Origin of the sequence: Microcoleus sp. M2_D5, assembly GCF_036701935.1 — a bacterium.
Taxonomy (GTDB): domain Bacteria; phylum Cyanobacteriota; class Cyanobacteriia; order Cyanobacteriales; family Microcoleaceae; genus Microcoleus.
Genome location: NZ_JAUBRP010000024.1, coordinates 45,405 through 60,326 on the forward strand (window position 1 = coordinate 45,405; position 14,922 = coordinate 60,326).

Annotated in this window: 13 protein-coding genes; 6 read left to right on the forward strand and 7 right to left on the reverse strand. The window is 46.9% G+C overall.

What is annotated here, in order from left to right; all coding sequences use genetic code 11:
- Positions 1–439 precede the first annotated feature (439 nt).
- From QUA50_RS12745 to QUA50_RS12755, 3 genes are all read right to left on the reverse strand, one after another.
- Positions 440–3,082, reverse strand: a complete 2,643-nt coding sequence (locus tag QUA50_RS12745) for a polynucleotide kinase-phosphatase (RefSeq protein ID WP_333261127.1) — start codon at positions 3,080–3,082, stop codon at positions 440–442.
- A gap of 18 nt (positions 3,083–3,100) precedes the next feature.
- Complete coding sequence (locus QUA50_RS12750; RefSeq protein ID WP_333261130.1) at positions 3,101–4,576, reverse strand: 3' terminal RNA ribose 2'-O-methyltransferase Hen1; 1,476 nt, start codon at positions 4,574–4,576, stop codon at positions 3,101–3,103.
- A gap of 304 nt (positions 4,577–4,880) precedes the next feature.
- On the reverse strand, positions 4,881–6,332 hold the full coding sequence (locus tag QUA50_RS12755) for a GTP-binding protein (protein WP_333261133.1): 1,452 nt from the start codon (positions 6,330–6,332) through the stop codon (positions 4,881–4,883).
- A 393-nt stretch (positions 6,333–6,725) separates the two neighbouring features.
- Here QUA50_RS12755 and QUA50_RS12760 point away from each other — a divergent pair, with 393 nt between their 5' ends.
- A complete protein-coding gene (locus tag QUA50_RS12760) occupies positions 6,726–7,559 on the forward strand; it encodes a CPBP family intramembrane glutamic endopeptidase (protein ID WP_333261135.1) in 834 nt (277 codons plus the stop codon).
- 208 nt (positions 7,560–7,767) lie between these two features.
- Positions 7,768–8,109, forward strand: a complete 342-nt coding sequence (locus tag QUA50_RS12765) for an S-layer protein (protein ID WP_333267612.1) — start codon at positions 7,768–7,770, stop codon at positions 8,107–8,109.
- An 82-nt stretch (positions 8,110–8,191) separates the two neighbouring features.
- Here the strand turns inward: QUA50_RS12765 and QUA50_RS12770 are convergent, their stop codons facing one another.
- From QUA50_RS12770 to psbH, 4 genes are all read right to left on the reverse strand, one after another.
- Positions 8,192–8,458, reverse strand: coding sequence for a DUF3146 family protein (locus QUA50_RS12770; RefSeq protein WP_333267610.1), 267 nt, complete (start codon positions 8,456–8,458; stop codon positions 8,192–8,194).
- A complete protein-coding gene (gene pth, locus QUA50_RS12775) occupies positions 8,455–9,117 on the reverse strand; it encodes an aminoacyl-tRNA hydrolase (RefSeq protein ID WP_333267608.1) in 663 nt (220 codons plus the stop codon). The genes QUA50_RS12770 and pth overlap by 4 nt, the downstream gene beginning before the upstream one ends.
- Positions 9,118–9,378, reverse strand: a complete 261-nt coding sequence (locus QUA50_RS12780; protein WP_333267606.1) for a TatA/E family twin arginine-targeting protein translocase — start codon at positions 9,376–9,378, stop codon at positions 9,118–9,120.
- Between the two features lie 151 nt (positions 9,379–9,529).
- Positions 9,530–9,733 (reverse strand): photosystem II reaction center phosphoprotein PsbH, encoded by a 204-nt coding sequence (gene psbH, locus QUA50_RS12785; RefSeq protein WP_015176007.1) that lies wholly within the window; start codon positions 9,731–9,733, stop codon positions 9,530–9,532.
- Positions 9,734–10,133: 400 nt separating this feature from the next.
- Here psbH and psbN point away from each other — a divergent pair, with 400 nt between their 5' ends.
- From psbN to QUA50_RS12805, 4 genes are all read left to right on the forward strand, one after another.
- The gene (gene psbN, locus QUA50_RS12790; RefSeq protein WP_190742515.1) at positions 10,134–10,265 is read left to right on the forward strand and encodes a photosystem II reaction center protein PsbN; all 132 of its coding nucleotides are present in this window, start codon (positions 10,134–10,136) and stop codon (positions 10,263–10,265) included.
- 244 nt (positions 10,266–10,509) lie between these two features.
- Positions 10,510–11,610 (forward strand): chorismate synthase, encoded by a 1,101-nt coding sequence (gene aroC, locus QUA50_RS12795; RefSeq protein ID WP_333267604.1) that lies wholly within the window; start codon positions 10,510–10,512, stop codon positions 11,608–11,610.
- Position 11,611: 1 nt separating this feature from the next.
- On the forward strand, positions 11,612–12,523 hold the full coding sequence (locus tag QUA50_RS12800; RefSeq protein ID WP_333163148.1) for an MBL fold metallo-hydrolase: 912 nt from the start codon (positions 11,612–11,614) through the stop codon (positions 12,521–12,523).
- Positions 12,524–13,156: 633 nt separating this feature from the next.
- The gene (locus QUA50_RS12805) at positions 13,157–14,080 is read left to right on the forward strand and encodes a hypothetical protein (protein ID WP_333054592.1); all 924 of its coding nucleotides are present in this window, start codon (positions 13,157–13,159) and stop codon (positions 14,078–14,080) included.
- Positions 14,081–14,922 lie beyond the last annotated feature (842 nt).

Below are 14,922 nucleotides of genomic sequence, written 5' to 3' on the forward strand. Positions count from 1 at the left end.
TCTTAAGGGGGATGCGAGAGGAATCTCCGAGGAATAAATAGTTTTAACTGAACCTTATTGAATTTTAACCCACCGATTCGCGGAATTAGAGTAGGGTGTGCACGGCGCACCTTATTTGCCGCAATCGCCCAACCTCTGCCAATTACCTAAGTTATGAGTTAGGATCGCGAATTAAATAACTTACAATTTTAATGGTTATTGTGGGATGGGCGTCCCGCCCGTCATGAGTGGACGGGCGGGACGCCCATCCCACCAACTTGTGGAAGTTATTTAATTCTCATTCCTTAGTAAGATACAGTAATAATTGGTAATTGGTAATTGGTTGTTTTCCTAATAATTTGTTAAATTGTCTTCCGACCAATTTAGCTTTGAGGCAGGGGTTTAAACCCCTGCCAGATTACTGTCAAGTCGAGATTTTTGCCTGCTTTCTACCTTCCGATTACAGCCTGGGATCGACAGGTTCGCTCTCCACCGCTAAAACTCCGAAAACGCACTCGTGAACTTGTCTCAATGGAGCACCCGCCACAAATCGCTCCAATGCTTCTACACCCAGAGCAAACTCTCGCAAAGCTAAAGAACGCTTGCCGGAAAGTCCGCGCGATCGCAATTTTTCTAAATGTTCAGGCAAAGAATATTCCAGACCGTAAATAATTCGCAAATACTCTTTACCGCGACATTTTACTGCAGGCTGTACGAGTCCTTTGCTATTTTTCACAATAAAATCCATTGGTTTAACAACCATTCCTTCGCCTCCCGCCGCCGTCAGTTTTTCCCACCATTGAATTCCCGCCAATTGGCTGTCAAAATCGGCAATTTCAACTATTTTGTATTCAGTAGCTAACAGGAATTCCGGGTCAGCTTTACAAATTTGTGAAATCTGTTCCATGTGCCAGCAGTGATTTTTGTCAGTGTGAACAGTTCCCTCGGTTGCCAAGATGTGGAAAGGTGCTAATTTGAGGTCCAAGAGCGATTTAACTGGCCAGCAGTAGCGCTGATAGGCATTAACATAGCGATCGGCTAGTTCGGCTCGCTCTTGATAGCTGGTTAGCAAAGAATTAATTTCAACTCCCCGCTGTTTTGCCTGTTCTAAGTTCTTAATCGCCTCCGCAAACCCGTGACGAGATGCTGTTCCCACGGCGGCGTATTGCTCTTTCAATAAACCTTGAGCTTTGGCTGACCAAGGCATTAATTCGCAGTCCAAACACACCCAATCGGTTTGAAATTTCTCCCAAAAATTGCTCGCAGTCAGAGCGACATTTACCCGCGCTAAAAATTCTTTTTCTAAGGTAGAATTATCGAAAAAATGCCGTCCCGTGCGGGTGTAGCAAATGCCCATACTCTCGCTGAGAATGCCAAAGCGGCGTAAAGCTGCCGGTGCGTCGCGGCAAACAATCGCAACTGCACGGGAACCCATGTGCTTTTCTTCGCACACAACTGTCGATATGCCCTGCTGTTGGTAGTAGCTAAATGCTTCGGCTGGATGTTCTAAAAGTCCTGGTTCGTTGGAGGTAGCAGCGGGAGACATTGTGGGCGGCAAATAAATCAGCCATTTGGGATTTGCTGCAAACCGACTCATTACTTCTAGGGCTGCGATCGCATTTTCTTCTTTAATCGTAATGTTACTTTGCAGGCGAGTGGAAATAATGCGTTTTCCGAGTACGTCGCTAATGTCCAGTACGTCATCAAACTGCTGTTGGGCGGTGATATTCAATGCCGCCAAACCGCTATCGAGCGCGGGTGAATTAATGTCTCTATTGTTAAATGGAGTTTGGTTGTCTTGAAAGAGGATCGGTTTGGCAGGTTCGCAGTAAATTCTAGCCGCCGGAACGCTGACAAATTCTCTTTCCGGATACCGCAAAGCTGTCAGTTTGCCCCCGAAAACGCAGCCAGTGTCAATATCAACAGTATTGTTCAACCATTCTGTTTCTGGAACGGGGGTGTGTCCGTAAACAACTGCTGCCTGACCTCGATATTCGGCGGCCCAATTGTAGCGGACTGGCAAGCCGAATTCATCGATTTCGCCAGTTGTTTCTCCGTACAAGGCGAAATCTCGAATGCGGCGCGATGCGCGTCCCTGAAATTCAGCTTTCATCCCGGCGTGGGCGACGACTAATTTTCCGCCATCTAGGACGTAATGCCCGATCGAACTATCTAAAAATTGGCGAATTTCTCGTACTGCTGATTCGCGCAATTCATCGGGTAAAGCGGCAATTTCTGCTAAGGTTTGTTCGAGTCCGTGGTTGATTTTGACATTTTTGCCGTTGAGTTTTCGCAGCAGTTTGATGTCGTGATTTCCAGGCACGCACAAAGCTGTTTCTGCGAGTACCATGTTTCGCACGAGTTTGAGGGTGTCGAGAATGCGCGGGCCCCGATCGACCAAATCTCCTAAAAACACGGCTTTACGGCCCTCCGGGTGCGCGTAGGTGGGAAAATTCCCCAAATCGGATTCGCTGGATTTTTCGATAATTTGATAGCCCAACTGTTGCAGCAATTGTTCCAATTCGTCGCAGCATCCGTGAACGTCGCCGATGATGTCAAAAGGGCCGCAGTCGCCTTTGCGATTGTTCCACAAAGGTTGTCTCTCGACTTCCACCGCGTCGATTTCCTCTGGGGAACGGAGGACGTAAACGTAGCGAAATCCTTCCCTATCTAGAGATTTGAGCGATCGCTTTAAATTCTGAACGTGGCGGCGAATTACATGATTTCCAAAGTTGCGGTTTGGACGTTGTTGATTGCGATCGCCACACAATTTTTCTGGTAAATCTAGCACAATAGCAACCAAAAAGCAATGGTATTTTCGGGCTAATTCCACCAAAGGTTTACGGCTTTCCGGCTGAACGTTGGTGGCATCAATCACAGTTAGCTTACCTGCACCCAGACGTTTAGCAGCGATTAAATGCAATACTTCAAAAGCATCAGCGGTAGCCGCTTGATTGTTTTCGTCGTCGGAAACCAAGCCGCGGCAGTAATCGGATGAAATGATTTCTGTAGGTAGGAAATGCTGCCGCGCAAATGTGGATTTGCCGGAACCGGATGCACCGATGAGAACGACTAAAGATAGTTCGGGAAAAGTAATTTTCATTGTTTAACAATAATATTATTAATCAAGCAGGACATCATCATTTTGCTCTGCCATTTTTGCAAACGCTTCCTCCCAGCCGGCACGCGGTTTTAGGGCTGCAGGAATGGTGAATATTGCCATTTGCGTAGGCGAACCTACTTCTAAATCTTCGCTTCCCACACAACGAAACTCTACCCGACAGCCAAACCGTTCGGCAACCCCATTCGCCCAAGCTTGAAATTCGGCCCTCGTCCACTCAAAGCGGTGATCTCGGTGGCGAAATTTGCCCGCAGGCAAGTTTTCAAACCGAACATTATATTCAATATTGGGAGTTGTGACGATCGCACTTTTGGGCCGGATAAACTCAAACAAAACCCGCTCAAAAGCAGCTAACCGTTCTAAATCCAGATGTTCGATCACTTCAATTACCGCCGCCGCATCAAAACCAGTCAAGCGGCTGTCCCGATAAATTAGCGAACTTTGAATTAGTTGAATGCGAGATTGCTGTGCGGGAGACAATCGATCGATATGCAAACGTTCCCTAGCAATTTCCAATGCGCGATAGGACACATCGACGCCTGTAATTTGTTCGATCGAGCTTTCTTTCAAAAGCAGTTTCAGCAGTTTTCCTTCACCGCAGCCCAAATCTACCACTCGCTTAGCACCACTTTGCTTTAAAACCTGCGTCACAGCTTCCAAACGCTCTTGATTCAAGCTAATTCGCTGTTCTAAAACTTCCTCTTCTTGCTGGTGAGAAACTTCGAGTTCCTCCGGGTCGATATTATCTTCTTCTGCTAACTGTGCCACAGCAATTCGCGTCAAACGGCGCTGGCGTTTCAGATAGCGGTTGGCAATTTGTTCGCGGGCGGGATGCGCGTTCAACCAACCTTCGCCGTGACGCAATAACTTATCAATTTCCTCATCGCCCACCCAATAATGTTTGTCGTCATCCAACACGGGAATTAGCACGTAAAGATGGCTCAACAAATCCGCCAAACGAACTGTATTTTGCAGTTCCACAGAAAAGTAAGGACTCGCGCCCCATTCGGGAAATTGCTCGTCAAGAATCAGGAGTTTTGCAGCAACTTGATAGCCAAGCGGCTCAAACATTTGCCGCAGGAACTTTTCGCCACCGCGACAGGGCAAAACCGACAAATTAACTGTCAAAGGAAGGGGGGTTTCTGCGAGTTCCGGGCGGTCTTTGCAGCGACCGGATAGAGCTGTACTAAAGACTTTGGCGAGGGCGACAGACAGAAACGAAGAGGCAACGTAGGGGCGATCGTTCACGTATTGTTCGAGAGGGCGATCGCCCGATTTCGACTTGCCCCGCACCAAACCAACCGGATCGACATCTAAGAGTAAAGCCGCCGTACACCTTTCCGCATTTGCCTCTGGATAAAACACGCTGGCTTGCCCGAAAGTCATCGGAAAACATTGATGGCGATCGGGATGTTTGTGCAGCAAATAACCCAAATCCGTAGCAGGGACGCGAGTTGTGGAGATGGTTAATAACATATAATAATTGATAATTGGTAATTGATAATTGGTTTGTGAATAATATCTGGTTCGATCGATTAATCATGATTCCTGTAGGGGCGGGTTCGCCAATATCTCTAATACAAATCCGAAATCTACTAAACCCGCCCCGGTCGAAATATTATGCACGCTCGACCGGATTTAATATTTGATTATACCCAATCCAGCGACCGTAACACCTCGGCCGGGGCGGGTTTTATGGCTGTCGGATTTTTATTGGAGATTCGGGTGAACCCGCCCCTACAGGAATCATGATTAATCGATCGGCATAATTCCCAAAAAATCAATTAAATTTCTGTTTTTCCACACTGCCCAAATCCAACTTAGCCCGCAACTCTTCCTTAATCCGAATTAAAATAGAATCCTCATCCAAAGAAGACAAAATCTTGCTCACCACAGCCTTTGGCCCATCATCTCCCCAAGAAGCACCATTAGCCAAATAAGCCTTAGTAACTTGACCGATTCCGTAGGAAGAAACCCCCGCGATCGCAGCTTGCGTCACAGCCACAGACAAATAAGGCCCTAAAGCCAAACCCCCCGTCGCCGGCGTTGCCAAACCCAACAATCCTTTCAAAGAGCTCAAACCAAAATTAGCCACCAATTCACCCGCAGTAATTCCCCCCATACTAATCGCAATCTTTTGCAGCAATTCCACCGCGCCCGCTTCCGTCATCGCAATGCCGTAAACTTTAGATAAAGTTAAGATCATCACCACATCAATTACCGCACCGCTAAGAATATCAACTACAGTAATTGGATTGAGTGCGATCGCCACCGATTTCGTCATTACCCCGTTCCAGATAATTCGATTAGCCGCCTCATCTCGAATTTCCATTTTTCGCTGCACCAACTGCTCGTTAATATCACCCGCACACAGCATCGTATTCAGCGCGACCAAAGATTTGCCTTCTCGGTCTAAAATCTCCAAAATCTTTAATTTTAAATCTTGCACTTGTGGCAAACTGCGAGTCATTTGCACGCCCATACTTCCGTCGGGACGGCGCACCGCCCTCGCCGTCAAAGGCGAAGCCGCAGCCATCACAATTTCATCGGGAGACAACAACTCTCTCACGCGATCGTCTCGAATTTTATGATAAATTGCCAGCCTGTCTGCATCGGGATACTGGTCAATTTTATTAAACACTAATAACATCGGTTTTCCGGCTTCCCGCAACTGCGAAAGTGCTGCGTATTCCACCTTTGTAATGTCGCCAGCAACTACAAACAAAATCAAATCTGCTTGTTGAGCAACGCGGCGGGCTAAAAGTTCGCGAGTTTCCCCGTCAACTTCATCTATTCCCGGAGTGTCGATTAATTCTACTTGCGACAAACGGTAAACAACTGGCGAAAATCTATCGGGCAAATTCTCATCAATTCCCTCTCCGACATCCCACTGCCCGATAGTCGTGGTGCGAGTCACCCCGTGAGTCGGGCCAGTTTCAAACACATTTTGACCTAGCAGCGCGTTCAAAACCGAAGATTTTCCCCTTCCCACCATCCCAAACACAGCTATTTGCACGCAAGCGCGCTCTAGCTTGTCGAGCATTTTCTCCAACCCGCCAATTTCCGGTTCCAGTCCAGTTCGCTCTTGAACTGTCAAGTCGAGATTTTCTACTATATCTCGCAGCGCATCTTTAGCGTGGCGCAGGTTGAGTTCTGCCTGAATGTCTGCGAAGCTTAAAATTGTGTCATCTAATTCTCGATCGACATTTGAAAAATCCGAGGCTTCAGTCATCTGAGGTTATAGCTTTGCTTCACTTAAAGTTTCAACCGATACGATGCTATTCTAGCTTTTTCCGTCTGCTTTGTACATTCTCTCGGATTTATCCAACTCTAACTCTCGGATTTATCCAACTCTAACTCTCGGATTTACCAAATTCTAACTCTCGGATTTACTCAAGCCTGACTCAGCCAAAAGTTCTCGCATTCACCCGCAAGCCCGCCGGGGATTTAAATCCCCGTCTTATAGCAAAAGTCGGTTTTAACCGACTGCCAACCTAAATTAGATTGTGATAAATTTCAGTCCTCTTTGAGAGGACTTTCGCTATGAGACAGGGGTTTTTAACCCCTGTCGGACAGTCCGACAGACCAATAAGCCGATTTACCCTATTTCAACTCATTTACAACAATGATTAACCGCATCCAAATAATAGCCAGTTATCCATTTCCTTTACGTGTGATAATTTTTTTATTAATTTTGCTGGCAATCTGGCTGCCGCTAGCAGCACCAATTTATCTTTTAGTTAAAGATAGTAACCTAGCAACTATTCTGACAATGGGATTGTTGTTTACTGAATTCCTGTTCCTAGTGCCGCGCTGGGGGAAACAGGTTTACGGACAAACCCAATTACTCAAAAGTTACGGTTTAATCAATACGCGAAAAAACGGTTTTGAGCTTTTAATCGGATTGGCGATCGGGCTTTTGCTCACTTTCAGCTTATTTGCGGTGCAAGGGCTGTTCGGCTTAGTCGCGTGGCAAAATTCTGATAATTTGCCGAGAATCATCGCAGAAGGGCTGTTAAGCGCCCTTGGAGTCGGTTTTGCGGAGGAGTTGGTATTCCGCGGTTGGTTGCTGGACGAGTTGCAGCGCGATTACAATTATAAAATATCTCTGTGGGCGAATAGCCTAGTGTTTGCCCTATCTCATTTTATCAAACCCGTTGCCGCCATGTTGCAGAGTTGGCCGCAGTTTCCGGGGTTGTTGCTGCTGGGTTTGATACTGGTTTGGGGAAAACGATCGCGCCAAAATCGCCTCGGTTTGTCGATCGGGCTTCATGCAGGTTTAGTCTGGGGATATTACATGATTAACATCGGGCAGTTAGTGCGATATTCGGCATCGGTTCCCGATTGGGTGACAGGAGTTAACGGCAATCCGCTAGCTGGGGCCGTGGGGCTGTTGTTTTTGAGTGTATTGGCTTTGGGAATGCGAAAAATGTCCGAACATTCCAAAGGTTTGCAGTAAGGAATGAGAATTAAATAACTTCTACAAGGAAAGTGGGTTGGGGGTCCCGCCCGTCATGAGTGGACGGGCGGGACGCCCATCCCACAATAACAATTAAAATTATAAGTTATTTAATTCGCGATCCTAATGACGAAGAATCCTTATTTTCCACAATTTTGAGGACTAAAGTCCTCACTACCAACCCACTTATTCAGAAATTTATAAACGTATGAAACTCACCATTTTTGCCACTGCTACACTGTTAATTTCTACAGGCTTTTTAGCTACTGCCAAAGCAGAAAATACTCCACAATTCCAGCCAACCCCAGAACAAATTCTGAATGCTTGCCTGCAGAATCAGGGGGAAACCCTGCCAAATCCTTTTACCGATGTACCTTCCAATCACTGGGCTTACAAAGCTGTTTTGACAATGTATTATTGCGGGGCTTACCGAGAAGCGACGCCACCTGGTTTAATTAAAGAATCACCGCAATCGGGAGATACTACTAGAGAAAGTTTGCCTTCCCGATTACCGTATTCCCCATTACAGCCATTTCCCATAATTAATTAAAGAATTACTGGAATCGGGATATCTTAACGAGAGGAAGTTTTTATTTCCGATTACCTTTTCCCCATTTCCCATTACCAAGATTTTAAAACTCAGCCCGAACCGTAAACGAATAATCCCCGCCCGGTTCTAATTGATAATCCCATTTTTCCAGGAAACGGTGCAGCGGTTCCTGAATCAATGCCCTACCCTGAGAAGGTTCAAGTATCAGTGTTTTTTCTGCCGTGAAACGCCACTGAAACTGCCACTCAAAACTGCCGGCAGTCACTTCACCCTCAATCGTGCCTTTTTGCCAAGATTGGCCAGTAACCCTGACATATGCAGTTGTTTCAGGCAAACGTCTCGAACTCACCTTTTTGTTTCCGCGTTTGTTTCTGCAATTGTGCGACTATTGTAAAGGCTCATGGCTTTTTCTACTCCTTGGTGCAGGCTTAGTTCCACAGCTTCTACAACCAGTTTAAGCACTTTCTCTACTAACTGACTTTCCTCTAAGGAAAACTTTCCTAACACGAAGGAAATTGTATCTTTCTCATTTTTAGCAGCATCATTTTGAGGTTTGCCGATGCCAATCCGCAAGCGGGGAAATTTGTCTGTGCCCAAATGAGAAATTGTCGATTTCATGCCGTTGTGTCCGCCGGCAGAACCGGCAAGCCGCATTCTGATTTTGCCGATCGGCAAATCCATATCGTCGTATACTATTAATACCGACTCCGCAGGTATCTTGTACCAATCCGCCGCCGCCCGAATCGCTTGGCCCGAAAGATTCATGTAAGTAAGCGGTTTCAGCAAGCGGATTTTCTGTCCCCGCGGCCGGTTTCCCTCGCCAAATATGCCTTGAAATTTGCGATTTTCCGACAGGGAAATCTGCCAAGATTTAGCCAAGGCATCGACAGCATTAAAGCCGATGTTGTGTCGGGTGCGATCGTATTTAGGTTCGGGATTTCCCAACCCAACTATTAGCTGGGGAATCACTAACTCCGCTGGTGTTTCCGACTTCTGAGTGTTGTTCATTTAAATGTCTGTGCTATCTTCCTTGGGCTTCGCCGCCGCGAGTTTTTCAGTTGCCGGTTTGCTGCTAGTTGCTACTGCTTCTTCTAACTGCTTAGCTTCCCGCGTGAATTCCGACTCAAAATCCCGCGAAGCGTCTTGAAAGCCCCGAATTGCCTTTCCCATACTCCGGCCGATTTCAGGTAATTTTTTCGGGCCAAATACCAATAGGGCGATCGTAAAAATAACTGCCATTTCCGGCAAACCTATGCCAAAAATATTCATGGTTTTTCTCCTGCAATTTGTTTAGTTACTTCTTGTTTATTTATGGCAAAAGTAATCGTAAAGGGTAAGGAAAAACGGGAAAACTTAGCTTTTACCCTTTCTCCTCAACCCTCAGCTTTTACTTTTAGCCTTACTGTTTTGCGATCGAGTTTTAGCGGCCGAGACTCGACCAATCCATATCCACACTCTCCAGAATCAGAGAAGAGTTGTAGATTTGCAAAATAATCAACAAGAACACGAAAAACAGTCCAATGAACACGCTCATCAATAGCGTGGTTCCCCAGCCGGGGGCTACCTTGCCGTATTCCGAGTTAAGGGGTTTGAGTATATCTCCTAACCAAGTCCGTTGTGCCATAAGTCACCTGCAATGAATCTCTACAGAAAAGTTTGACATATTTCTACCGCTAATTGCGATCGCAATTTCTCAGAAATCCGGCAGGGGCATGGCGGTTTCATTTTCTTGTAGGGGCAAACCCTCGTGAAGAGCCCCGATGCCTGAAATGCCCATGAAATCATCTGTAGGTGGGGGCGGGCTTTCTGGGCACCGCCCGTACAAAGGCCGGGTTTTCCGTAGGGGAAATCCGACCCCTACTCCCCGTGGTTGCCCCGAAACAGCCCTGGCTGCTGGGGAACTCGAAAAACGGGGAGTGGGGGTTGGCTGCCATACCGTACAGCGCCTAAAATAACGAGACTTTCAGACGGATTGTTATTTTTTGTAATATTATAGAGTGGAGCACTCATAATCGATCAAAAATATGGAACCTGCAGCAGTTCTTGGCATTTCACTGGGCGTGTGTCTGGTGGCAATCACCGGTTTCTCCATCTACACGGCTTTCGGCCCTCCCGCTAAGGAATTGAGAGATCCTTTTGAAGAACACGAAGACTAAAGAAGAAGGAAAGCACAACACGGATTCGGACACGGATACACGGATGAATTTAAGTGTGTTTCCAGATATCTCCTATTCTCGGTCTCTCCCTCTCTCCCTGGTAGATATTATTCTAGGGGCGGGAAGGGAGTGATGCTGTGAGGCGATCGCCTGTCGCCTACTCGTCAATGGTATATTTTTCATAAATACAGTAAATCTCTATTCCATTTAAGCTAAAAATTATTAGGTTTCAGGGCAAAGCATAATGGGCAATACCTTTGGGCATTTATTTCGGATATCGACATTTGGGGAATCTCACGGCGGCGGTGTGGGAGTAGTAATTGACGGTTGCCCTCCCCAAGTGTCGATAGACGCATCGTTCATTCAAGCCGAACTCGATCGCCGTCGCCCCGGCCAAAGCAAAATTACCACGCCTCGCAAAGAAGCAGATACCTGCGAAATTCTGTCGGGGGTGTTTGAAGGCAAAACTTTGGGAACGCCGATCGCAATTTTAGTCCGCAATCAAGACACTCGCCCCCAAGATTACGGCGAAATGGCGACAACTTACCGCCCTTCTCACGCTGACGCTACCTACGATGCGAAGTACGGAATTCGTAACTGGCAAGGCGGAGGTCGCAGTTCGGCGAGAGAGACAATTGGTAGAGTAGCAGCAGGGGCGATCGCTAAAAAAATTCTCCAACAAGCAGCAGGAGTCTCCATAGTTGGCTACGTCAAACGCATCAAAGACTTAGAATCTGTTGCCGACCCGGACACTGTTACCTTAGAACAAGTAGAAAGCAATATAGTCCGCTGTCCAGATGCTGAATGCGCCGAAAGAATGATTGAACTGATCGAAAAAGTTCGCGACAGCGGAGATTCGATCGGCGGTGTAGTCGAATGCGTCGCCCGCAATGTACCCAAAGGGCTGGGAATGCCCGTATTCGATAAACTAGAAGCCGACTTGGCAAAAGCCATCATGTCCTTGCCCGCCAGCAAAGGCTTTGAAATTGGTTCCGGGTTTGCCGGGACTCTGCTCAAGGGCAGCGAACATAATGATGAATACTATACTGATGATAGGGGTGTAATTCGTACAGTGACGAATCGCTCTGGCGGAATTCAGGGTGGGATTGCTAACGGCGAAAATATCATTTTGCGGGCGGCATTTAAGCCGACTGCGACAATTCGCCAGCAGCAGCGCACAGTTACCCGAGAAGGCGAAGAAACGCTGCTGGCTGCCAAAGGACGGCACGATCCTTGCGTTTTGCCGAGAGCTGTGCCAATGGTGGAAGCAATGGTAGCTTTAGTGTTGTGCGACCATCTGCTGCGCCATCACGGACAATGTGGAACCTTAAAGTCTGAATTTTAAAATGGAAATCAGCTTGTCCTCAGTAGCGGCAACTCCCGTTGATTGCCCTCAACCCTCCGAATCAATAAAAGGTATAGATGATTTTGTCGTACAGTTCTGGGGCGTGCGGGGCAGTGTTCCGACACCCGGACAGGAAACTGTTCGCTACGGCGGCAATACTTCTTGTTTGGAAATGCGAGTCGCTGGCAAACGCTTGATTTTTGACGGCGGAACAGGCTTGCGGATGCTGGGAGACCAGTTGGTGCAAGAAATGCCCGTGCAAGCTTATATGTTTTTTACTCACTATCACTGGGATCACATTCAAGGTTTCCCGCTGTTCGCCCCAGCTTTCATCCGCGGCAATAGCTTTGATATTTACGGCGCGACTCCGCCGGATGGAGATTGCATGAAAAGGCACTTCGTAGAACGGGTGCTGCACTCGAATTCGCCGGTGCCGCTGATGGGTTTGCAGGCAGATTTGAATTTCTACGAACTCAATCACAACCAGACGATGATGCTGGATGATATTGAGATTAGGACGGGTTCTCTGAATCACCCGAATACTGCTATGGGATATCGGGTGACTTGGCAGGGACGATCTGTTGTTTACTGTTCGGATACCGAACATTTTCCCGATCGGCTAGATGAGAATGTTTACAATTTAGCCCTCGACGCTGATGTGCTGATTTACGACGCTATGTACACCGACGAGGAATATCACAACCCCAAGTCTCCGAAGGTGGGTTGGGGACACTCGACTTGGCAGGAAGCGGTGAGAATGGCTAAGGAGGCGCGGGTGAAACGAGTGGTGATTTTTCACCACGATCCGGCTCACACGGACGATTTTCTCGATCGCATCGCCGAAGATGTGCAAATCGCTTTTCCGAAGGCTGTCATGGCCCGCGAGGGTCTGATTTTGCCGATCGGCTTCTGAACATTCGCCCTTGCCAGATCGATCGAACCATCAACCGATCGAACCATAATTGTTATGTGAATATGTGGATCTGGGGCGAAACCAGCTCCACAATTTTTTAAAATACGCAGCAAACTCTTAACTGCATGGTATAATTCTTGCTTGTTAAGTTTTTAGGCAGATTATTTAAGGTTTTTTTTATTCTTCAACCGCGTCCGCAAGACGCCAAGACGTAAGATAATTGGAGGATTGCCAAGGGTGAAAAGGAGACAGTTTTGAATGTCAACAAACACGGGGAGGCGAGGATATCGCACGCCTGAGTGCTAGTCTGAAGCCAGTAGACTTCCACAAGCCTTGTTACAGATTAATTATTAAGGACAAAAACTGAAGTTATAGCTCGGATCAAATAAAAGCGCGATCGGTTTTTTGGGCTCATGAATATTGACAAATCTCAAAAGCTAATAGCTTTTAGGTACAAACTGAGAAAATTTTCAGCAGTCAATTTGACTAACCAGAAAGAAACGATCGCTCTGGCGTTTGGCAGTAGCTGCGGCAAGCGAATGTTATGACTTGACTATCAAAATGGGAAATTTACGTTTTAGATCTTCAGCACATCAATACAGATGGATTGCCCTAGGCAGTTTTGCTGTAATTATGGGTATTTCAGGCGCCCTGGCCTACCGCCTCGCCCCGCCCCCCGGATTCATGGCTCAAGGCACTCTCAGTTCTAATAATCCGCCAGTCAAATTTTCGACCACGGGCACGACAATTCTCAAGCAGGGAGAGCAACTCACCCCGGAGGTTCTCTTAGCAGATAATGTTGTCAAAGCAGTGGCAGATGCAGTTAAGCTGTCGCCCCAGCAAGTTCGACAAAATGCTATTGTCAAAATTTCTAAGCCGGAACAACCCCTAGAAATTGTGGTTGGGTATCGCTCGCTCGATCAGGAGCAAGCAATCAAAACGGCGGATATGTTGATGAAGGGCATGGTTGAAAAAAGCCGCCTGATTAACAGATATCGGTGGCAATCAGTCAATCAGTCGCTCAACCAACGCTTGGCACAAGTCACTCAAGACCTGAAACAAGCTCAGCAAAAACTCGACCAATACGAAAGAGAGCGCGCTCGCCTGTTGCAGCAAATGAAGCTTCAGCAAGACTTTTACAACAAAACTCAGCTTGCAATGGCGGATACGCAAGCGTCGGAAAAAGAAATGGTTAGCAGTTTGGCCGCCGCTACAGTGCCGCAAATTGTGGCGACGCCTACGAGCGATCCGACAGTGCCTCTGATTTTGGGAATTGGCTTGCTGTTGGCGATTTTGGTCAGCCGCGGTTTGATTCCTTCGGTGGCGGATTGGAGGTACAAAGCAGCTTTTCAGCGAGAAGAGAGCGAAAGGCTCCAAAGTGCTTTGTACCGACTGATCAAAGAAGGCCGGGGCGAAATAACTCTGGTGCGGTTTGCGATGGAAACGCGGCTGTCGCCGGATGTGGCTCAGCGTTTTTTGAACCAACAAGCTGAAGTCTTTAATGCCAATTGCGAAATAAAAGACGACGGCAGCATCTTGTATCACTTCCACATTTAAAGGGCTGCGAGCGATCGCACTCCACAGAAGACTTTAGCCGATCGAGTCATCACTGCTCGATCGGCTTGTTTTTTTCTTCATAGGACTTATATCAGGTTCGGTCGATCGACTATCCCCCTCTACGTAGGCGCGGGTTTACGAGATATATAACTTATACTAATACTACAGATTTTGGTGAAGCCGCCGACGCGAGGTGGCGTTGCGGTGATTTTACCCGACATGATATTATACTCAACCCGGTTTCTTCGGTTGTAGGATGCCCCGGAGCTAAAAATTGCTCGATCGACATAGGTGTTGACTAACCTAGAACACCCGAAGATTGGGCCACTTCGTCCCAGACGGGCAAAAAAATATTTTTTGTGTTCCGCTTGATTCTTGCTTAAATATAGATATAATCGTAAAAAATAAGTAAATGTACGGTTGCTTTTTACCGGAGTTACCGGATTAAGGGGTACTTTATCCATAAATATTTATTAAGGTAGAGTTAAACTCAGTAGAAATGCTGTAGTATAGAGAGAACAGATTCAGGGAGTTTATGTAGTTTCACATCAAAAACTCGATCGGGCAAAAGCCTGGAATCAAACTCCCGGACTAAAAAGGTACATTTTCATATTGAACTTTTGTAATCACCTAGAGGCAAAACCATGATTTTTGGAATAATTGGTTCTTCTTTCGTAGCTTACTTTTTGCTAATGTCGGTAGCTAATTACGGCGACACTGGAATGTAGATTAGTTAAGGCACTTATGCACCGAGACATAAGGCAGGAGGCAAAAAAAGCTGTTTGACAACTTCTTGACAAGTTCGATTAAGTCTCAGCTTGGGCCAAGTCTGTCGTGTCACA